The organism is Xanthomonas sp. DAR 34887, from assembly GCF_041245805.1.
Lineage (GTDB): Bacteria > Pseudomonadota > Gammaproteobacteria > Xanthomonadales > Xanthomonadaceae > Xanthomonas_A > Xanthomonas_A tesorieronis.
In genome coordinates this window covers 4,285,145-4,304,453 of the sequence record NZ_CP162490.1, presented here as the reverse complement: position 1 = coordinate 4,304,453, position 19,309 = coordinate 4,285,145, and the positions used below count along the sequence as shown (strand labels likewise).

The following is a 19,309-nucleotide window of genomic DNA, read 5'->3' as shown; positions in this document are numbered from 1 at the left end:
GCAGCGCGCGGTAGTGGGCGCTAGCCGTCATCTACACCGCGCAAGGCATGGAACCGCAGATTCTACCGCGTCGGCGCGGCGCGCACGTCGCACAATCGCCGCGCGCGAACGCCGGCCAGGGTGCGACGCCTTCTGCGCGCGCGGCTTTGCCCGGATAATCGGCGCATGAGCGAACAGCAGATGGCCGTGGTGGTGGTGACCTACGAGAGCGGCAGCACCATCGATGCCTGCCTGCAGCGGCTGCGCGCGGCGGCGGAGGTCGCGCAGATCCGCGTGGTCGACAACGCCTCGCGCGACGACACCCTGGCCATCGTGCAGCGCCACGCGCTTGAGGACCGGCGCGTGCGCTTCATCGCCAATCCCGACAACCCCGGCTTCGCCACCGCCTGCAACCAGGGCGCGGCGGCCAGCGATGCGCCGTGGCTGGCATTCGTCAATCCTGACCTGATGGTGGAGGCCGACACGCTGGCGCTGCTGCGCGCGCAGGTCGCCGCGCTTGGCGACGCGCTGCTCGGGGTGGAGCAGGTCGACGAGCAGGGCCGCGCCGATGCCGCGGTGCGTCGCCGCGATCCGGACTTCGCGGCGATGCTGCGGCACCCGCTGGCCGGTTCGCGGCTGGCGCTGGCGGTGGACCCGGCGCAGCCGCTGCAGCGGGTGGACGCGATCTCCGGCGCGCTGATGCTGCTGCCGCGGGCACTGTTCGACCGCATCGGCGGCTGGGATGCCGGCTACCGCCTGCATGCCGAGGACCTGGACCTGTGCCGCCGCGCGCGCCAGGCCGGGGCCACCGTGGCGGTGCTCAATACCCTGCGCGTGCTGCACGTGCGCGGCGTGTCCAGCCGCAAGCGGCCCTGGTTCGTGGAATGGCACAAGCACCGCGGGCTGTGGCGTTATTTCCGCAAGTTCGAGGCGCCGACGCGTGCCGCGCCGGTGCGTGCGGCGGTGTGGGCGGTGATCTGGCTGCATGCCTGGGTGACCTTCGCCAAGCTGTGCTGGCGGCGTCCCGGCTGAACGCAGCACCAGACTGGTGCGTGGTCGCGCCAGGCTGTATGCGTGATGAGCAGTTCATTTATTGTGTGATGTGAAGCACGCGAAAAAAGTGCTACGTTCCTGTCGCGATCCCGCTACGGGATCGTTTCCTGCTCCCTGTTCCAGGGGCCCCCCACCAGGAAACAACAGCGATGAACCAGCCGTACGACGAGCGCGCGCGCTCGCGATCGCGCGTATGCGCGCCTCCGATTTCCGTGGCCGGCGATGGCCGCGCCCGGCACCGGCCTGGCCGCCGCGCACGCAGGCTGTCGACGCTGGCGTTGGGCCTGGCCGCCCTGGCGGCCGGTCCGTGTTTCGCCGGTGCCTGGGTACAGGACGATGGCGCCGCGCTGGTGATCCTCAAGGCCAGCCATAGCGACGGCGGTGCGGTCTACAACAGCCACGGCCAGGACCAGAATTTCCCCGATGCCGGGCGCAGCCGTCAGGACCAGCTGAACCTGTACGCCGAGTACGGGCTGAGTGCGGACCTGACCCTGGTCGGCAACTTCTATTTCGACAAGGTCGGCTATCGCAACGACAGCGGTTACGGCAACCAGCACACCACCGGCTGGGCCGACCAGGAAATCGGCCTGCGCTACCGTCTGGATCCGGACGGCCGCGACGGCCCCTGGCAGGGCGCGCTGCAGGTGCTGGCGCTGATCCCCGGCTACAGCCGCCAGGACGCCGCCGATCGCGACCATCCGGCGCTGGGGCAGGGCGACTACGGCGCCGAGCTGCGCTACAGCGTCGGCCGCGGCTATCGGGCCGGCAACCGCGACGGCTACGTGGACCTCGGTGCGGCGGTGCGCCTGCGCGGCGGCGACTCCGCCGACGAGGCGCGGGTGGACATCAGCAGCGGCCTGGCGCTGGCGCCGCGCTGGATGCTGATCGGCGAACTCAACGTGATCCAGGGCCTGGGCAACGGCAACGGTCCCAACCCGGTGTACGCGCCCGGCACCCCGATCCGCGGCAACAACTACGACCTGACCAAGCTGCAGGCCTCGCTGCTGCATACCTTGCCCGGCGGCACCCAACTGCAGCTCGGCTACCAGCAGCCGGTGGCCGGGCGCAACACCGGCGGCGCCGGCGGCCCGTTCGTCGCCGCCTGGTGGCGGTTCTGACGGTGGCGGCGGTGAACCCACCGGCGACGACCGACGCGATCGGTCCGCTCGGCAGCGTCCCCGAGCCGCGCGGCTGGCAGAGCCCGATCGGCACCGCGCTGGTCGAAGCCGGGGTCATCGACGCGGCGCAGCTGCAGGACGCGTTGGCCTTGCAGGCGCGTTGGCGTTCGCGCCTGGGCGATGTGGTGCTGGCCCAGCGCGGGGTCACCGCGCTGCGCTTCTACACGGTGCTGTCGGCGCATTTCGGGCTGAACTTCGTCAACCTGCTGCAGCAGCCGATCGATCCGGCCTTGTTCGAGCCGGCGCGGCTGGCCGACTACGCGCAGCGCCTGGTGCTGCCGTGGCGCATGGAAGAGGGCCGGCTGGTGCTGGCGGTGGCCGATCCCGGCCCGGAGACCTTCGCCTGGGCGCGCAACCAGTACGGCGCGGACGTGCGCTTCGTCGGCACCTCCAAGTTCGATATCGTCTGGGGCCTGCAGCAGCAGGCCGATGCGCAGCTCACCCACGATGCGCTGAACCTGCTCGCCGACCACGCGCCGGAGCATTCGGCCAAACAGGTGGTCACCCGCAAGCAGGTGGTGTCGCTGTGCACCGTGGCGGCGTTGTTGCTGCTGGCGCTGGCGATCTGGCCGGTGCCGAGCCTGATCGCGATCAACGCCGTGGTCGGCATCGCCTTCGTGGCCACGTTCGCGCTGAAGTTCGCGCTGGCCTGGCTGGGCGCGCGGCGCCGCATCGAGATCAAGGTCACCGACGCGGAAGTGGCCGCGCTCAGCGACGAGGATCTGCCGGTGTATACGGTGCTGGTCCCGATGTACAAGGAGCCGGACGTATTGCCGATCCTGGCCAACGCGCTGCGCCGGCTCGACTACCCGACCTCCAAGCTCGACGTGAAGCTGGTGCTGGAGGCCGACGACACCGAGACCATCGAGGCGGCCAAGGCGCTGGGGCTGGAGGCGTTCTTCGAGATCATCCGGGTGCCGCCGTCGCAGCCCAAGACCAAGCCCAAGGCGTGCAACTACGCGCTGCAGTTCGCGCGCGGGCAGATGCTCACCATCTACGACGCCGAGGACAAGCCGGAGCCGGACCAGCTCAAGCGCGCGGTCGCCGCGTTCCGCAAATCGCCGGCCGACGTGGCCTGCATCCAGGCGCGGCTGAACTACTACAACGCCGACGAGAACTGGCTCACGCGCATGTTCACGCTGGAATATACGTTGTGGTTCGACTTCTACCTGCCGGCGCTGGAAACCCTGCGCATCCCGATCCCGCTGGGCGGCACCTCCAACCATTTCCGCCTGGACATCCTGCGCAAGGTGCGTGCCTGGGACCCGTACAACGTCACCGAGGACGCCGACTTGGGCGTGCGCCTGACCCAGCAGGGTTACCGGGTCAGCGTGGTCAATTCGACCACGTTCGAGGAAGCCAACGTCAGCATCCCCAACTGGATCCGGCAGCGTTCGCGCTGGCTCAAGGGCTACATGCAGACCTGGCTGGTGCACATGCGCGATCCGGTGCAGCTGTACCGCTCGGTCGGTTTCCGCGGCTTCTGGGGCTTCCAGTTCTTCGTCGGCGGCACCTTCTTCACTGCGCTGATCGCCCCGCCGATGTGGCTGATCTACGGCATCTGGGCGCTGACCGACACGCATGCGTTCAATCCGTTCTTTCCGCCCGCGCTGCTGTACCTGAGTCTGCTCAATCTGCTGCTGGGCAACGGCTTCCTGATCTACATGACCTTGCTGGCGGCGTTCAAGCGCGACTACTTCCGGCTGGCGCCGTACGCGCTGACCGTGCCGCTGTACTGGCTGCTGCAATCGCTCGCCGCCTACAAGGGCCTGTGGCAGCTCATCCGCAATCCGTTCTACTGGGAAAAGACCACCCATGGCATCAGCAAGCACATGGCCGAAGAGCGCCGCGCCGCACTCGACGATTGAGACGCCGCGGCGCCCGCGCGGCGTCGCGGTGTTCGTGGTCACCGCCGCGCTGCTGGCGCTGCTGTGCCAGCGCCTGCTCGCGCACGGCTACATGAGCGACGACGCGATGGCGCAGTACGCCAAGCTGCTGCTGTTGCGCGACGCGGCCGGCTTCCGCACCGAATACCTGGGCTTCCTGTACGCGCAGGCCTCGCTGTACCTGGGCCTGCTGATCGGCGGCGTGCCGGGGCTGTCCACGCCGCTGCTGCCGTATCTGGTGGACGTGCTCGCCGGCGCGGCGATGGTGACCCTGCTGTGGCGCGACCTCGCCGCGGGCCTGGGACGCGCCTGGGCCTGGGGCCTGTGCGCGGCGCTGGTGTTGCAGCCGTTCTTCCTGTGGCCGACGCTGTCGGGCAACAACCAGGGCCTGGGCCTGCTGGTGTTCTACCTGACCTGCCGCGCGCTGCGCCACTTCCGCGGCGATCCGGAAGCCTTCGCCTACCTGCGCCTGGCGCTGGGCCTGTGCCTGCTGTTCTTCGTCGACGAGCGCGCCTGCTTCCTGGCCGTGGCGATGGCGCCGTGGCTGGGCCTGATCGCGCCGGAGGGCATGCTGCGGCGCGCGCCGCTGTCGTTCTACCTGGTCTGCTACCTGCCGTTCCTGTTCGCGGTCGCGACCTGGATGTACCTCAACTACCTGTTCTTCGGCGATGCCCTGCTGTTCGTACGCGACCAGCATTCGGCGTTCCGCGGCAGCTACGCGCAGGCCGCGCTGCAGCCGTGGCTGCAGCAGGCCATGGCCCGCCCGTGGTGGCCGCCGCTGTACCTGGCGCTGGCCGGCCTGGTCACCACGCCGCTGCTGTTGCTGGTGCGGCGCACACGCCTGGGCAACACCTGGCGCTGGGTGCTGGTGGCGACCGTCACCGTGATCGGCGCCGGCACGCTGGCGGCATGGGCGCGCTTCAGCGCGCAGCCGCTGGATTTCCTGGCGCTGATGGTGGTGCCGGCGGCGCTGGTGCTGGGCGACCTGCGCCGTGAACTGCGCTGGCCGGCGTTGGCGCTGCTGCTGTTGGGGGCGGCCGCCAGCGGCTGGGTCATCGCGCAGACCGCCGCGTCGACCACCCGCGACTGGGCGACGGCCCTGCGCGCGCCGGTGGCGCCGCGGCACCCTGACGAAGCGCGGCTGGGCGTCTGGCTGGCCGAGGCGCGGCTGCCGACCCTGCTCGACGATCGCGCCGGCTATGCGGTGATCGTTGCGCGCGGCGATGCGCAGGGCCTGATCCTGCCGTTCGACCCGCGCTTCAAGCGCGCGCTGGACGACCCGCGGCAGATGCCGGCGCAGGTGGTGGTGGCCGACCCGGCGAGCCAGGCCGGCGTGCTGGACAGCGTCAACCGGCGCTTGCCGCAGCTGTGGCAACAGGGCCTGCCGGGCTACAGTCTGGTCTACCGACAAGGGTCCTACCGGGTATGGCGCCGATCGCCTTGAGGTGGCTGCTGGGCATGCTGTTCGCGATGGGCGCCAGCGGCTGCGGCGCGGCCACGCCCGCGGCAGCGCCGTGGATGGGCGCCAATGTCAAGGTGTCGGCACAGGCGCCGTGGGGCAGCGCCGCGGCGCAGCGTTCGCTGCAGCAATTGGCCGATGCCGGCGCCGAGCGCGCGCTGCTGGTCGCCTTCGTCTGGCAGGCCACGCCGCAGTCCGACGATCCGGTGCTGGGCAGCGACAGCAGCCCCGAGCAGGTGCGTGCCGGGCTGCGGCAGATGCGTGCAGCCGGCCTGCAGCCGGTGCTGAAGGTGCATCTGTGGATCCCCGGCCATTGGGCCGGCGACGCCGCGCCGGCCGATCGTGCGGCCTGGTTCGGCGCCTACCAGCGCGCCTTGCTGCAACTGGCGCAGGTCGCCGCCGACGAGGACGCCGCGGCCTTGATCGTCGGCACCGAATTGCGCGGCCTGCAGGACGCGCCGCAGTGGCCGGCGCTGGCGGCGGCGGTGCGCCAGGTGTATCGCGGTCCGCTCGGCTACGTGGCCGACGGCCTGGAGCAGGCCGAGCGCTTCGGCTACTGGGAACGCTTCGATTTCGTCGGCACCAGCCTGTATCCGGCGTTGTCGGCGGCACCGGCGCAGCGCCTGGCGCAGATGCGCGCGGCGGCGGCGCGGGTGCAGGCGCTGGGCACGCGCAGCGGGCGTCCGGTGTGGGTGGCGGAACTGGGACTGCGCTCGGCGCGCGGCAGCCTGGCCGCGCCCTGGGAGAGTCCCGAGCAACGCAGCGCCGCGGTGGACACCGCGCTGCAGGCGCAGGTGCTGCAGGACTGGCGCCGCGTGCTGGGCGAGCAACGCATCGCCGGCATCGCGCTGTGGTGCTGGTACACCGATCCGGATGCGGGCGGCGCGCACGACAGCGATTTCACCGTGCAGCACAAGCCGGCGCAGGCGGTGCTGGCGCGCTGACGCACTCCTGTAGGAGCGGCTTCAGCCGCGACAGATATCCTCCGGTCAGGTCATGTCGCGGCTGAAGCCGCTCCTACAGGGAAAGAGCAGGAGCCGGCGGCGCGCTGGGCGCATAATTGCGCGATGATCATCGATTCGCTGCTCGACACCGACCTCTACAAGTTCACGATGATGCAGGCGGTGCTGCATCAGCATCCCGGCGCGCAAGTGGAATACCGCTTCAAGTGCCGCACGCCGGGCATCGACCTTGCGCAGTTCCTGGGCCAGATCTCCGACGAGATCGACGCGCTGTGCGCGCTGCGCTTCCGCGCTGAGGAACTGGACTACCTGCGCGGCCTGCGCTTCATCAAGCCGGATTTCGCCGATTTCCTCGGGCTGTTCCACCTGGACCGCAAGTACCTGCAGCTGCAGGCCTCGGCCACGGTGCCGGGCGAGATCGAACTGCGCATCCGCGGGCCGTGGCTGCACACCATCCTGTTCGAGGTGCCGCTGCTGGCGATCGTCAACGAGGTCTGGTTCCGCAACACCGGCGGCGACCATCACGCCGAGGGCCTGCGCCGGCTGCAGGGCAAGATCGCGCTGTTGCGCGACAGCAGCGGCTACGGCGGCTGCGCGATCGCCGACTACGGCACCCGCCGCCGCTATTCGCGAGCCTGGCACGGCGAGCTGCTGCCGATCCTGCAGCAGACCCTGGGCGCGCAGTTCGTCGGCACCAGCAACGTGTATTTCGCGCATCGCTACGGCTTGACCCCGTTGGGCACGATGGCCCACGAATACCTGCAGGCGTTCCAGGCGCTGGGTCCGCGCTTGCGCGATTCGCAGGTTGCGGCGCTGGAGTCGTGGGCGCGCGAATACCGCGGTGATCTCGGCATCGCCCTGTCCGACGTGGTCGGGCTGGACGCCTTCCTGCGCGATTTCGACGCGTACTTCTGCAAGTTGTTCGACGGCATGCGCCACGACTCCGGCGACCCGTTCGAATGGGGCGAGCGGGTGCTGGCGCACCTGCAGCGGCAGCGGGTGGACCCGCGCGGCAAGGTCCTGGTGTTCAGCGACGGTCTGGATATCGACAAGGTGATGCGGCTGTACGCGCATTTCCAGGGCCGCTGCATGCTCGCCTTCGGCGTCGGCACCAACCTCACCAACGATCTGGGGCCGACCCCGCTGCAGATCGTGATCAAGATGGTCCGCTGCAACGGCCAGCCGGTGGCCAAGCTCAGCGACTCGCCGGGCAAGAATCTGTGCGACGACCCGGCGTACCTGGCTTATCTGCGCCAGGTCTTCGACGTGGCGCCCGATCCTCAAGAGTGAGACGTGTGCCTGTCACGCCCCGGCCGCTTGGACGAAAATGGCGGCAGGCTGCGCCGCGACCCCCTTTGCTGTGACGCAGCAGTCGGCTACCATTGGCCGTGAAAGTGAGAACTGTGTCGCATTAGTGGCAAGGGCCGCCATATTGGCATCGTGCTTGCTGGGTACCCTTGCAAGGCGCCAGCCGCGCCATTTTTCCATCGGAGGCAGCATCCAATGAGCTCTCCCGAGCTACAGACGCATTTCCGCACCCGGGCCTGTTCGCGGCAGTGGCGCGGCTTTCTGCGCGCGTTGGCCCAGGAGTTCGCGGCGGAGCTGTCGACGGAGGACCTGGCGTTGCTGATGGCGCGGATCGGCCGCCGTTTCGCCGGCGAGCACCCGATCGGGAACTGCGCGACGCTGGACGAGGTGCAGGCCGGGGTCAACCGGGTCTGGGACCGCATGGAGTGGGGGTATGCGCGCTTCGAGGAGCAGGCCGACCGGGTCGACCTGGCCCACGTCGGCTCGCCGTTGCAGATCGCCCTGGCCGGGGAGGCGGCCGGAGCGGATGGCTTCCTGGAAGGGGTGTATCACGCCTGGTTCGAGCAGGCCGGCATGTTGGCGGGTCTGGGGATCCGCGCGGTGCCGGCCGTCGAGGAGGATGTCCGTCGTTTCGTGCTGTGCCGGGTCGCCTGAGCGGGCCATCCGATTCCACCGGCTACAAAATCATCTTAGGGGGTGATCGATGTCCAAGAAAACCGACCATGCCGGCGCCGATGCGGCCGACGACATTTCCAGCCTGTTCGCCAAGCTCGGCAGCCAGGGCGCCAGCGCGTACCAGGACTTTTCCGGGGCACGGCTGAGCGCGCCGGAGCCTGCCACCGTCGAACCGCCGGCTGCCGTGCCGCTGCCGCCCGCCGTGCCGGTACCTGCGCCGGCGCTATCGGTGGTGCGGGCGCCGGCAGAACCGCGGCTGGCGGTGGCGGCGCCTGCCCCCCGGGCGGGCGCGGCCGAGCCGGCACGCGCGCCGGCGCCGGCGCCGGCCAGCACGGCCACGCCGCTGGCCCGCTTGTTCCAGCGCCTGCTCGACAGCGATCGCGCGCGCGCGCCGGCGCCCGATAGCCCGCTCAAGCGTTTCCAGAACCGCTGATCGCGCGCGGCCGCTGGTGCCGCGCATCGTCGTCCAGTCGCCGCGCGGAGGGGAAAACGCGCGCCGGCTTCGCCCCCTTCGTTAGGAATCGCTGATGAGCGCTGCGTCCGCATCGCGTACCGGTCAACCCATGCACACACTGGCCACCTGGTCGCTGTGGGCGCTGGGCGCCTTGTTGTTGCTGTTCGTGGTCGCCATTCCGATGGACGTGCCGCAGCAAATGCTGTTCTCGCTGGTGGTGTTCGTCGCGGCGATGCTGCTGCGCCGCAGCGGCAGCCGGCTCGCGGTGCTGGTGATGATGTCGCTGTCGCTGGCGATGTCCTCGCGCTACATCTGGTGGCGCATCACCCAGACCATGGGCGTGAGCAGCGCGGTCGACCTGAGCCTCGGCCTGGGCCTGCTGCTGGCCGAGGTGTATGCCTTCACGATCCTGGTGCTGGGTTACTTCCAGGTGCTGTGGCCGCTGAACCGGCGCCCGGTGCCGCTGCCCGCCGACCAGAGCCAGTGGCCGACGGTGGACCTGTTCATCCCCACCTACAACGAGCCGCTGTCGGTGGTGCGCTCCACCATCCTGGCCGCCAGCGTGATGGACTGGCCGGCGGACAAGCTCAACATCTACCTGCTCGACGACGGCCGCCGCGAGGAGTTCCGCGAGTTCTGCGTGCAGGCCGGCATCCACTACGTCACCCGCACCAACAACTTCCACGCCAAGGCCGGCAACATCAACGCCGCGCTGAAGAAATCCAGCGGCGAGTACGTGGCGATCTTCGACTGCGACCACATCCCGACCCGCTCGTTCCTGCAGGTGGCGATGGGCTGGTTCCTGCGCGACCGCATGCTGGCGGTGGTGCAGATGCCGCATTACTTCTTCTCCGCCGATCCGTTCGAGCGCAACCTCGGCAACCACGGCAAGGTGCCCAACGAGGGCGAGCTGTTCTACGGCCTGCTGCAGGACGGCAACGACCAGTGGGACGCGACCTTCTTCTGCGGTTCCTGCGCGGTGATCAAGCGCAAGCCGCTGGAGGAAGTCGGCGGGGTGGCGGTGGAAACCGTCACCGAGGATGCGCACACCGCGTTGAAGCTGCACCGGCGCGGCTATCGCAGCGCCTACATCACCGTGCCGCAGGCCGCCGGCCTGGCCACCGAGAGCCTGTCCGGCCACGTCGCCCAGCGCATCCGCTGGGCGCGCGGCATGGCGCAGATCGCGCGGCTGGACAATCCGCTGCTCGGCAAGGGCCTGCGCCTGTCGCAGCGGCTGTGCTACGCCAACGCGATGCTGCACTTCTTCTATGGGCTGCCGCGCATCATCTACCTGACCGCGCCGCTGGCCTTCCTGTTCTTCGGCGCGCACGTGATCCACGCCTCTGCGCTGATGATCCTGGCCTACGCGTTGCCGCACATCATGCAGGCCAACCTGACCAACCTGCGTACCCAGGGCAAGTTCCGCCATCTGTTGTGGAACGAGGTCTATGAGACCACGCTGGCCTGGTACATCCTGCGCCCGACCCTGGTGGCGCTGTTCAATCCCAAGCTCGGCAAGTTCAACGTCACCCCCAAGGGCGGCCTGGTTACGCGCAGCTATTTCGACCGGCAGATCGCCAAGCCCTACCTGTTCCTGCTGGTGTTGAATCTGGCCGGCCTGGTCGCCGGAGCGATGCGCCTGATCTACACCGACGCCACCGGCGAAGCGCAGACGATCTGGTTCAACCTGGCCTGGACCGTCTACAACGTGCTGCTGCTCGGCGCCACCATCGCCACCGCCAGCGAGATGCGCCAGGTGCGCCGCTCGCATCGCGTGCCGCTGGGCATCCCGGCCACGCTGTACCTGCCCGACGGCCAGGAACTGGCATGCCGCACCGTCAACTTCTCCACCGGCGGTATGGCCTTGAACCTGGTCGAAGCGGCGCCGGTGGAGCCGGATTCGCTAGTCGACGTGGGCCTGTCGCATCGCAACGTCGAACGGCGCCTGCCGGCGATCGTGCGCCACGACCGCGACGGGCATATCAGCGTGCAGTTCCGCGCCATGTCGATCGAGCAGGAGCGCTGGCTGGTCGCCTGCACCTTCGCCCGCGCTGACATCTGGGTGTCGCAGTGGGGCCGCCACGACCGCGACAATTTCTGGAAATCGATGGGCCAGGTGTTCGCGGCGAGCATGCGCGGCTTCAAGCGCCTGGGCCAGCATGTCGGCGACAGCGTCCGCGGCGGTTTCCGTTCGCGTCCGGCCGGCGAGGAATCCGCGCCGTGAGCCGCGTGTCTCCGTCTTCCCTTTCCTCCTTCTTCCGGTTGCCCTCGATGCGTCTACCTGCCTTGGCCGCGTGCTGCCTCACCATTTTGTCCGGCCTGGCGCTGGCGCAGGAACCCACGCTTCCCGCCACGCCGGCGGCACCAGCCACTGCCGGCGCCGGCGCCGGCGCCGCGCCGCAGCCTGCAGCGCCGGCGCCCGCCGCGCCGACGCTGGGCGTGCAGGAGCGCTCGGCGACGCTGAAGCAGCTCGGCATGGACTACGAAATCACCCTGCGCGGCATCCAGGGCAGCGCCGGCGTGTCGTTCAGCGCGCGCACCGACGAGGTAGTCGAGGCGGCGACGCTGCACCTGAGCTACAGCTACTCGCCGGCGCTGCTGCCGGAGCTGTCGCACCTGAAGGTCACCGTCAACGGCGTCACCGTGGCGACCATCCCGGTGACCCGCGAGAACGCCGGCAAGCTGCAGCAGACCGACGTGCCGATCGATCCGCGCCTGGTCAGCGACTACAACCAGCTCAACCTGCAGCTGATCGGCCACTACACCCGCGAATGCGAGGACCCCGACCACACCAGCCTGTGGGCGAACATCGACCCGGCCACGCGGCTGTCGCTGAGCACCACGCCGCTGGTGCTGGCCAACGACCTGGCGCTGCTGCCGGTGCCGTTCTACGACAAGCGCGACACGCGCCGGCTGGAACTGCCGTTCGTGTTCCCGCAGCGCCCGGACCTGGCCACGCTGCGCAGCGCCGGCATCGTGTCCTCGTGGTTCGGCGCGCAGGCCGGTTACCGCGGCGCGCTGTTCAACGTCTCCATCGGCGACGTGCCGGCCACCGGCAACGCGGTGCTGTTCGCCACCCCGAACACGCTGCCGGTCGAACTGGCCACCGCGCAGAATGGCCTGGGCGAGATCGCCGGCCCGACCCTGGCGGTGGTGTCCAATCCGCGCGACCCGGCCGGCAAGCTGCTGCTGGTGCTCGGGCGCAACGACAACGACCTGCAGCAGGCCGCCACCGCGCTGGCGCTGGGCACGCCGTTCAACGGCGCCGTGGCCAGGATCGGCGAGCTGAAGCAGGCGCAGCCGCGCAAGCCTTACGACGCGCCGAACTGGATTTCCAGCGAGGGTCCGGTGCGCTTCGCCGACCTGGTCGCGCAGACCTCGCAGCTCAATGTCAGCGGCTACCATCCGGACCTGATCCGGGTCGGCCTGCAGCTGCCGCCGGACCTGTTCGTGTGGCAGCGCGACGGCATCCCGGTCAACCTGCGCTACCGCTACACGGTGCCGGATGTGCGCAACAAGTCCGCGCTCAACGTCAGCATCAACGATGCCTTCGTCACCACGCTGCCGCTGAGCGGGCGCCCTTACGCCGAATCGCTGCCGCTGCAGTGGTGGCACGATCTCAAGGCCAAGGGCGCGATGCCGGTGGAGCAGAAACTGCTGCTGCCGACCGGCCCGTTCTCGGCCAACAGCCAGCTGCGCTTCCACTTCTTCTTCGACCGCCCGCAGGCGGGCGAATGCAAGAACACCTTCCCCGACGTATCCGGCGCGATCGACGCCGATTCGAGCGTGGACCTGAGTTCGTTCCATCACTACATGGCGATGCCGAACCTGGCCGCGTTCGGCAATGCCGGCTATCCGTTCACGCGCCTGGCCGACCTGTCCGAATCCACCATCGTGGTGCCGGACGAAGCCAGCGACCAGGACGTGTCGAACCTGCTGACCCTGCTCGGCAAGCTCGGCGCCTCCACCGGCTATCCGGCGCTGCGCGCCACCTTGATCCATGCCGGCGAAGTGGACCAGCACGCCGACAGCGACCTGCTGGTGTTCGGTTCCTCGCGCTCGCAGCCGCTGTTCCAGCGCTGGAGCGAGCACCTGCCGATCGGCGACGGCGCCAACGGCCGGCGTTTCTCGATGACCGACTGGGTGATGGACAAGCTGCCCGGCTTCCTGTCCTTCGACGCGCGCCGCACCGACCTGCCCACCACCGCCGAAGTGGCGGTGAAGCCGGCGCCGGGCGATGTGGTGCTGATGGGCTTCGAGTCGCCGCTCAAGCCCGGCCGCAGCGTGGTCGCGCTGCTGGCCGAGGACCCGGCCAGCGTCGGCCAGCTGTTCGACGCCTGGTTCGAGCCGGCCACGCTGAAGGATTTCCAGGGCAGTGTGGTGTTGCTGCAGCAGGGCAAGATCCGCAGCCTGGCCGGCAACCAGACCTATTACGTCGGCCATCTGCCGCTGCCGACCTGGGCGCGCTGGTATTTCTCGCAGCATCCGCTGCTGCTCGGCCTGGCAGTGGTGGTGTTGAGCCTGCTGCTGGCGCTGGCCGCGCGCGTGGTGCTGCGCCGGCACTCGGCGCAACGGTTGCGGGAAGGGCAATGACCCCGCATGCGCGACAGCGCCGCCGCGTGCTCGGCGGCGCGCTCGCCGCGGGCGCCGCGGCGTTGCTGCCGGCATTGCCGGCCGCGGCCGCAGCCGCGGCGTGCGCGCCGTGGCGCGAGTGGAGCGGTTTCGTCGCCAAGCACATCGACGACAGCGGGCGGGTGATCGATTTCAGCAACGCCGATCAGCGCAGCACCTCCGAAGGCCAGTCCTACGCGCTGTTCTTCGCGCTGGTCGCCAACGACCAGGTGCTGTTCGACCGGCTGCTCGGCTGGACCCGGCACAACCTCAGCGGCGGCCGCCCGCAACAGGTGTTGCCGGCCTGGCTGTGGGGCCGCGCCGACGACGGCAGCTGGCGCGTACTCGACGACAACACCGCCAGCGACGCCGACCTGTGGATCGCCTACGTGCTGCTGGAGGCCGGGCGCCTGTGGAAACGGCCCGGCTACACCCAGGCCGGCATGCAGATGCTGGCGCTGGTGCGGCGCCTCGAACTGGCCGAACTGCCCGGCTTCGGCGGCATGCTGTTGCCGGCGATGCGCGGCTTCGCCAAGCCGTCGCGCTGGACGCTCAATCCCAGCTACCTGCCGATCCAACTGCTGCGCCGATTCGCCGCGGCCGATCCGAAAGGGCCGTGGGCCGGGCTGGCGCAGCGCAGCGCACGCCTGCTGCGCGACAGCGCGCCGGTCGGTTTCGCTCCGGACTGGATCGGCTGGGACGGCCGCGCGTTCGCGGTCGATCCCGGCAAGGGCGCGCTGGGCAGCTACGACGCGGTCCGCGTCTACCTGTGGGCCGGCATGCTCGATGCCGGCGAGCCGCTGCGCAAGGCGCTGCTCGAGGATCTGTCCGGTCCGCTGCAGCAGTTGCAGGCGCAGGGCCATTTCAGCGAGAAGGTGGACACGCGCCTGGGCGTGGGCAGCGGCACCGCGCCGCCCGGCTTCGCCGCCGCGCTGCTGCCGTACCTGAGCGCGCTGCGCCAGCCGCTGCTGCTGAAGGCGCAGGCGCAACAGATTCCCGCGCCCGGCGACGCCGCCGCGGCGAAACTTCCCTATTACGATCGGGTGCTGGTCCTGTTCGGGCGCGGCTGGCTCGATAACCGCTATCGCTTTTCCGCAGACGGCCTGCTGCAGCCCGCCTGGAGAACCCAATGTTCCGCATGAAACTCAAGCCTCTCTACCTGGCCGGCATGATCGATCTGTGCCTGCTCGCCGGCAACGCGCACGCACAGGCCGGCAACGCCACCCAGCAACTGGTCAGCCAGGGCAACTACTGGCACGACCAGGGCCGCGACGATCTCGCCGCCGACACCTGGCGCAAGCTGCTGCGGGTCGATCCCAACCAGCCCGATGCGCTGCTCGGCCTGGCCCAGATCGATTTGGCGCAAGGCCGCCAGGGCGAGGCGCGCAAGCGCCTGCAGCAACTGCAGCAGACCCATCCGCAGGCGCCGCAGACGCAGCGCCTGAGCCAGGCGATCGGCGGCAGCGGCGACAACATCAACCTGCGCAACGCGCGCCGCGCCGCCTCGGCCGGCCGTTACGTGGAAGCGGTGCGCGAGTACCAGGCGCTGTTCGACGGCAAGGCGCCGCCGGACCACCTCGCGCTGGAGTACTACCAGGCGCTAGCCGGCACCCCACAGGGCTGGGACGGCGCCCGCGACGGCCTGCGCCGTCTCGTCGCCGCACAACCCAGCAACGGCGCCGCCGCGCTGGCGCTGGCGCAGGTGCTCACCTACCGCGAACCGTCGCGGCGCGAAGGCATCGCCCAGCTCAGCGCGATGAGCAAGCGTCCCGACGTCGGCGGCCCGGCACGTGCGGCCTGGCGCCAGGCGCTGCTGTGGCTCAATGCCGGCAACGCCGACGCGCCGCTGTACCAGGCGTTCCTGGCGGCCAATCCGAACGATGCCGAGGTCGCCGCCAAGGCCACCAAGCTCGGCGAGCAGCGCGCCGCGCAGGCCGGCGACCCGGCCGGCGAACAACTCGGCGAAGCGTTCAAGGCGCTCAACGCCGGCAACCTGGCCGTGGCCGAGCAGCGCTTCACCCAGGTGCTGCGCGCGCGTCCGCGCGACGCCGACGCGCTCGGCGGCCTGGGCTCGGTGCGCTTGCGCCAGCAGCGCTTCGGCGAGGCGCAGGAACTGCTGCGTCCGGCCGCGGCCGGCAACGGCAAGTGGCGCTCGGCGCTGGACAGCGCGCGCTACTGGCTGCAACTGCAGCAGGCGCAGGCCGCGCGCAGCCGCGGCGACAGCGACGAAGCGCTGCGCCTGACCCAGCAATCGCTCAAGTTGCAGCCGAACGAAGCCACCGGCTATGTGCTGCTCGGCGACCTGCAGGCGGCCAGCGATGCGGCCGCGGCCGAGCGCAGCTACCGCCAGGCGCTGGCGCTGAGCGCCGACAACGCCGGCGCGCTGCAGGGCCTGATCGGCCTGTACAGCCGCCAGGGCCGTGCCGACGAAGCCAGCGCCCTGTTCGCCAAGCTCAGTCCGGCGCAGCGCGAAAAGGCCGGCGGCGAAGCCACGCTGCGCTCCAACGTCCAGCGCGCCCGCGCCAAGCAGGCGCTGGAGGCCGGCGACACGGTCTCGGCGCAGAGCGAACTGGAAGCGGCGATGGTCGAGCGTCCCGGCGATCCGTGGGTGCGGCTGGACCTGGCGCGGCTGTACCAGCAGGCCGGGCGCCCGGACCAGGCGCGCAGCGTGATGGACGGGCTGCTCGCGGTGCACGGCGACATGCCCGAGGCGCTGTACGCCAATGCGCTGCTGGCGCAGGAACGCGGCGACTGGGCCAGCGCCTACGCCAGCCTGGAACGCATCCCGAGTGCGGCGCGGACCGCGGAAATGAGCGCGCTGCGCAACACCGCCTGGATCGAGCAGCAGGCCGCGCAGGCGCGGCTGCTGCAGCAACAGGGCCGCGCCGGCGAGGCGCAGTTGTTGCTGGCGCGCACCGAGGCCGCGCTCGGCGGCGCGCTGGAGCAGCCGGCGCTGCTGGCGTCGATGGCCGGCGCCTACGCCGACATCGGCAGCAACCAGCGCGCGCTGACCCTGGCGCAGCGCCTGGTCGCGCAGAACCCGACCACCGAGGCGCGGCTGCAGTACGCCAGCGTGCTGCTGCGCGCGCAGCAGGACGCCGAACTGGCGGCCACGCTGCGCCAGCTGCGCGACACCGACATGAACGCCGAACAGCAGCGCCGCTACCAGGCCCTGCGCAGCGGCTACACCCTGCGCCAGGTGGATGCCTTGCGCGAGCTGGGCAATCTGGAAGCGGCCTACGATGCGCTGGCGCCGCTGCTGGCGCAGCAGAACCAGGATCCGAAGGCGGTCGCGGCACTGGCGCGGCTGTACGCCGCCGCCGGCGACCAGCGCCAGGCGCTGGTGCTGTACCAGCAGCAGCTGCAGCAATCGCCCAACGACCTGGACACGTTGATCGCCGCGGCCAACACCGCCGCCGCGCTGCGCGACCTGAACAGCGCCGAGGACTATCTGCAGCGCGCGCTGGCGCAGGCGCCGGATTCGCCGGCGGTGCTGAGCGCCGCCGGCCGCGTGTACCGCAGCGCCGGCAAGAGCCGCAAGGCCGAGAGCTATTTCCGCGCCGCGCTGGCGGCGCAGGCGCGCGAGGCCGGCCAGCACGACAACGGCCTGCCGACCGCCAACGGTCCGGCGTCCTTCGCCGGCGCCGGGCGCCCGCTGAACCCGTTCGCCGGCATGAGCGGGCGCATGCCGCGCAGCCCGGCGGTGGTCTCCGACAGCGTGGGCGGCGGCTATCCGGCGCCGGCCTATGCCATGGCCGGCCAGTCCGCGCTGCCGGCAATGCCGGCCACGGCCGGTACGACCTACGCCAGCGGCGGCGACGACCTGCCGCCGCCGGCCAGCGCCAGCGCTGCCACCGGCGTGCAGTTGGCGGCACTGCCGGTGCCGGGCCAGCGCGCGCCGGCCGCAGCCAGCGTGGCCCCGTCCTACTATCCCGACGACCGCGTCGCCGTCACCGGCAGCGCGCGCCAGGCGCAGGCGCTGGCCACCCCGGCGCGCACCGGCACCGTGCTCGACGAACTGCGCGAAGTGCAGTCGGAGAACAGCGACAGCCTGGCCGCCGGCGCCACCTACCGTTCGCGCGACGGCGAGGCCGGGCTGGGCAAGTTGAACGATCTGGAAGTGCCGCTGCACGGCGAATTCGCGGTCGGCGAGGGCAAGCTCAGCGTCGATGTCACTCCGACCCTGCTCGACGCCGGCACGCTCGACAGCGCCTATTCCACCGCCAGCCGTTTCGGCGCCGGCCCGAGCGCGGCGATGGGCGATGCGCTGGCCGCTGACCGCACGCCGATCAACGACCTGATCGGCAGCGACCTGTACCAGTTGCTGCTTACCGAGGGCGACACCAACGCCACCCGCAACGCGCTGCGCACCTATGCGGTGAACACCGGCCTGTACAACGAGCTGTACAACGACACCGACGCCAGCCTGACCAACGCGCAGCGCGAGGCCGCGGCGCTGCAGGCGCTGTACGCCGAGCCGCTGTCGGCGTTCCTGCTCGGCAACGTCGCCGCCGACGTGTCGATCGCCACGCTGGCCAGCAACATCCTCGGCGACGCCTCGCGCAGCGCCGATCTCAGCGCGGCCGACATCGCCCGCTTCCAGGCGCTGGCCGCCAATACCACTGCGGCCAGCCTGACCCCGGCCGGCTTCAGCCAGGCGCTGTACACGATGGCGGCCAATGGCTCGGCCTCGCGGCGCATGGACCAGGACGCCAGCGGCGTCGGCGTGTCGGTCAAGTACAAGCACGGCGGCTTCGCGGCCGACCTCGGCAGCACCCCGATCGGCTTCCCCGAGCAGCGCATCGTCGGCGGCGTCGGCTACCGCGGCCAGATCGGCGAAAACCTGACCTACTCGGGCCAGGCGTTCCGGCGCGCGGTCAGCGACAGCCTGCTGTCCTTCGCCGGCGTCGACGACGGCCGCGCCGGGCTCAGCTGGGGCGGCGTGACCAGCAACGGCGTGCGCCTGTCGGCCACGCTCGACAACGGCCTGCTCGGCGGCTACGCCAACCTGACCGCCGATCGCCTGGTCGGCCACAACGTCGCCGACAACGACCACCGCCAGGTGGACCTGGGCGTGTACGTGCACGCGCTGGAGACCGAGAACCAGTCGCTGACCGCCGGCCTCAACCTGACCGCGATGCAGTACGACAAGAACCTGAGCGGCTACACCTACGGGCAGGGCGGTTACTTCAGCCCGCAGGACTACGTCGATCTCGGTTTTCCGGTGCACTGGAGCGGGCGTTCGTCCGGGCGCAAGGTCAACTGGAGCGTGGATGCCAGCGTCGGCGTACAGCATTTCCGAAGCGACGACAGCAACTACTTCCCGACCAGCGCGCAGATGCAGCAGGACGCCTACGACGCCGCGTCGCTGGCCGCGCTGCTGGGCCTGGTGGACACCTACACCGCGCCGGTCTACGCCGGGCAGAGCAAGACCGGCGTGTCCTACAACCTCGCCGGCGCGGCCGAGTGGCAGCTGGCCCCGCAGCTGTTCCTGGGCGGGCGGCTGATCTTCAACAACGCCCGCGACTACAACCAGTTCAGCACCAACCTCTACGTGCGCTTCGTGCTCGACCGGCTCGGCGCCGGCCTCGGCCGCCGCCCGCAGGTGCTGGCCTCGCCGTACGTGGGCGAGTAGGGCGCGAGCCGGACGCGCACGCGCCCGGCACAGGCGCGGCTTCGGCCGCGACAGGCTGGCTGAGGCGTCGGATGGCCACGGCAACACCTGTAGGAGCGGCTTCAGCCGC

The 19,309-nt window shown here is 70.5% G+C and carries 12 protein-coding genes; all 12 read left to right on the top strand.

Features of this window, described 5'->3' with window-relative positions; all coding sequences use genetic code 11:
• Window positions 1-165: 165 nt before the first annotated feature.
• The 12 genes from AB3X08_RS18340 to AB3X08_RS18285 all read left to right on the top strand — a co-directional run bounded on the left by AB3X08_RS18340 (window position 166) and on the right by AB3X08_RS18285 (window position 19,200).
• The gene (locus AB3X08_RS18340) at window positions 166-1,011 is read left to right on the top strand and encodes a glycosyltransferase family 2 protein (protein ID WP_369934183.1); all 846 of its coding nucleotides are present in this window, start codon (window positions 166-168) and stop codon (window positions 1,009-1,011) included.
• 170 nt (window positions 1,012-1,181) lie between these two features.
• Window positions 1,182-2,150 (top strand): hypothetical protein, encoded by a 969-nt coding sequence (locus tag AB3X08_RS18335; protein ID WP_369934182.1) that lies wholly within the window; start codon window positions 1,182-1,184, stop codon window positions 2,148-2,150.
• 38 nt (window positions 2,151-2,188) lie between these two features.
• Window positions 2,189-4,078, top strand: coding sequence for a glycosyltransferase family 2 protein (locus AB3X08_RS18330; RefSeq protein WP_369938571.1), 1,890 nt, complete (start codon window positions 2,189-2,191; stop codon window positions 4,076-4,078).
• A complete protein-coding gene (locus AB3X08_RS18325) occupies window positions 4,026-5,540 on the top strand; it encodes a hypothetical protein (protein ID WP_369934181.1) in 1,515 nt (504 codons plus the stop codon). The genes AB3X08_RS18330 and AB3X08_RS18325 overlap by 53 nt, the downstream gene beginning before the upstream one ends.
• Complete coding sequence (locus AB3X08_RS18320; protein ID WP_369934180.1) at window positions 5,522-6,499, top strand: glycoside hydrolase family 113; 978 nt, start codon at window positions 5,522-5,524, stop codon at window positions 6,497-6,499. The genes AB3X08_RS18325 and AB3X08_RS18320 overlap by 19 nt, the downstream gene beginning before the upstream one ends.
• Window positions 6,500-6,622: 123 nt before the next feature.
• Window positions 6,623-7,807, top strand: a complete 1,185-nt coding sequence (pncB, locus tag AB3X08_RS18315; protein ID WP_369934179.1) for a nicotinate phosphoribosyltransferase — start codon at window positions 6,623-6,625, stop codon at window positions 7,805-7,807.
• Window positions 7,808-8,020: 213 nt separating this feature from the next.
• Window positions 8,021-8,479: a cellulose biosynthesis protein BcsD gene (gene bcsD, locus AB3X08_RS18310; protein ID WP_369934178.1), complete on the top strand. Its 459-nt coding sequence runs from the start codon at window positions 8,021-8,023 to the stop codon at window positions 8,477-8,479.
• A 49-nt stretch (window positions 8,480-8,528) separates the two neighbouring features.
• Complete coding sequence (locus AB3X08_RS18305; protein WP_369934177.1) at window positions 8,529-8,933, top strand: hypothetical protein; 405 nt, start codon at window positions 8,529-8,531, stop codon at window positions 8,931-8,933.
• Window positions 8,934-9,027: 94 nt separating this feature from the next.
• Complete coding sequence (gene bcsA, locus AB3X08_RS18300; protein ID WP_369934176.1) at window positions 9,028-11,178, top strand: UDP-forming cellulose synthase catalytic subunit; 2,151 nt, start codon at window positions 9,028-9,030, stop codon at window positions 11,176-11,178.
• A gap of 47 nt (window positions 11,179-11,225) precedes the next feature.
• Window positions 11,226-13,547, top strand: a complete 2,322-nt coding sequence (gene bcsB, locus AB3X08_RS18295) for a cellulose biosynthesis cyclic di-GMP-binding regulatory protein BcsB (RefSeq protein WP_369934175.1) — start codon at window positions 11,226-11,228, stop codon at window positions 13,545-13,547.
• The gene (gene bcsZ / locus AB3X08_RS18290) at window positions 13,544-14,707 is read left to right on the top strand and encodes a cellulose synthase complex periplasmic endoglucanase BcsZ (RefSeq protein ID WP_369934174.1); all 1,164 of its coding nucleotides are present in this window, start codon (window positions 13,544-13,546) and stop codon (window positions 14,705-14,707) included. Before bcsB ends, bcsZ begins: the two co-directional genes overlap by 4 nt.
• Window positions 14,695-19,200 (top strand): cellulose synthase subunit BcsC-related outer membrane protein, encoded by a 4,506-nt coding sequence (locus AB3X08_RS18285; protein ID WP_369934172.1) that lies wholly within the window; start codon window positions 14,695-14,697, stop codon window positions 19,198-19,200. Before bcsZ ends, AB3X08_RS18285 begins: the two co-directional genes overlap by 13 nt.
• The last annotated feature ends 109 nt before the right edge of the window (window positions 19,201-19,309 follow it).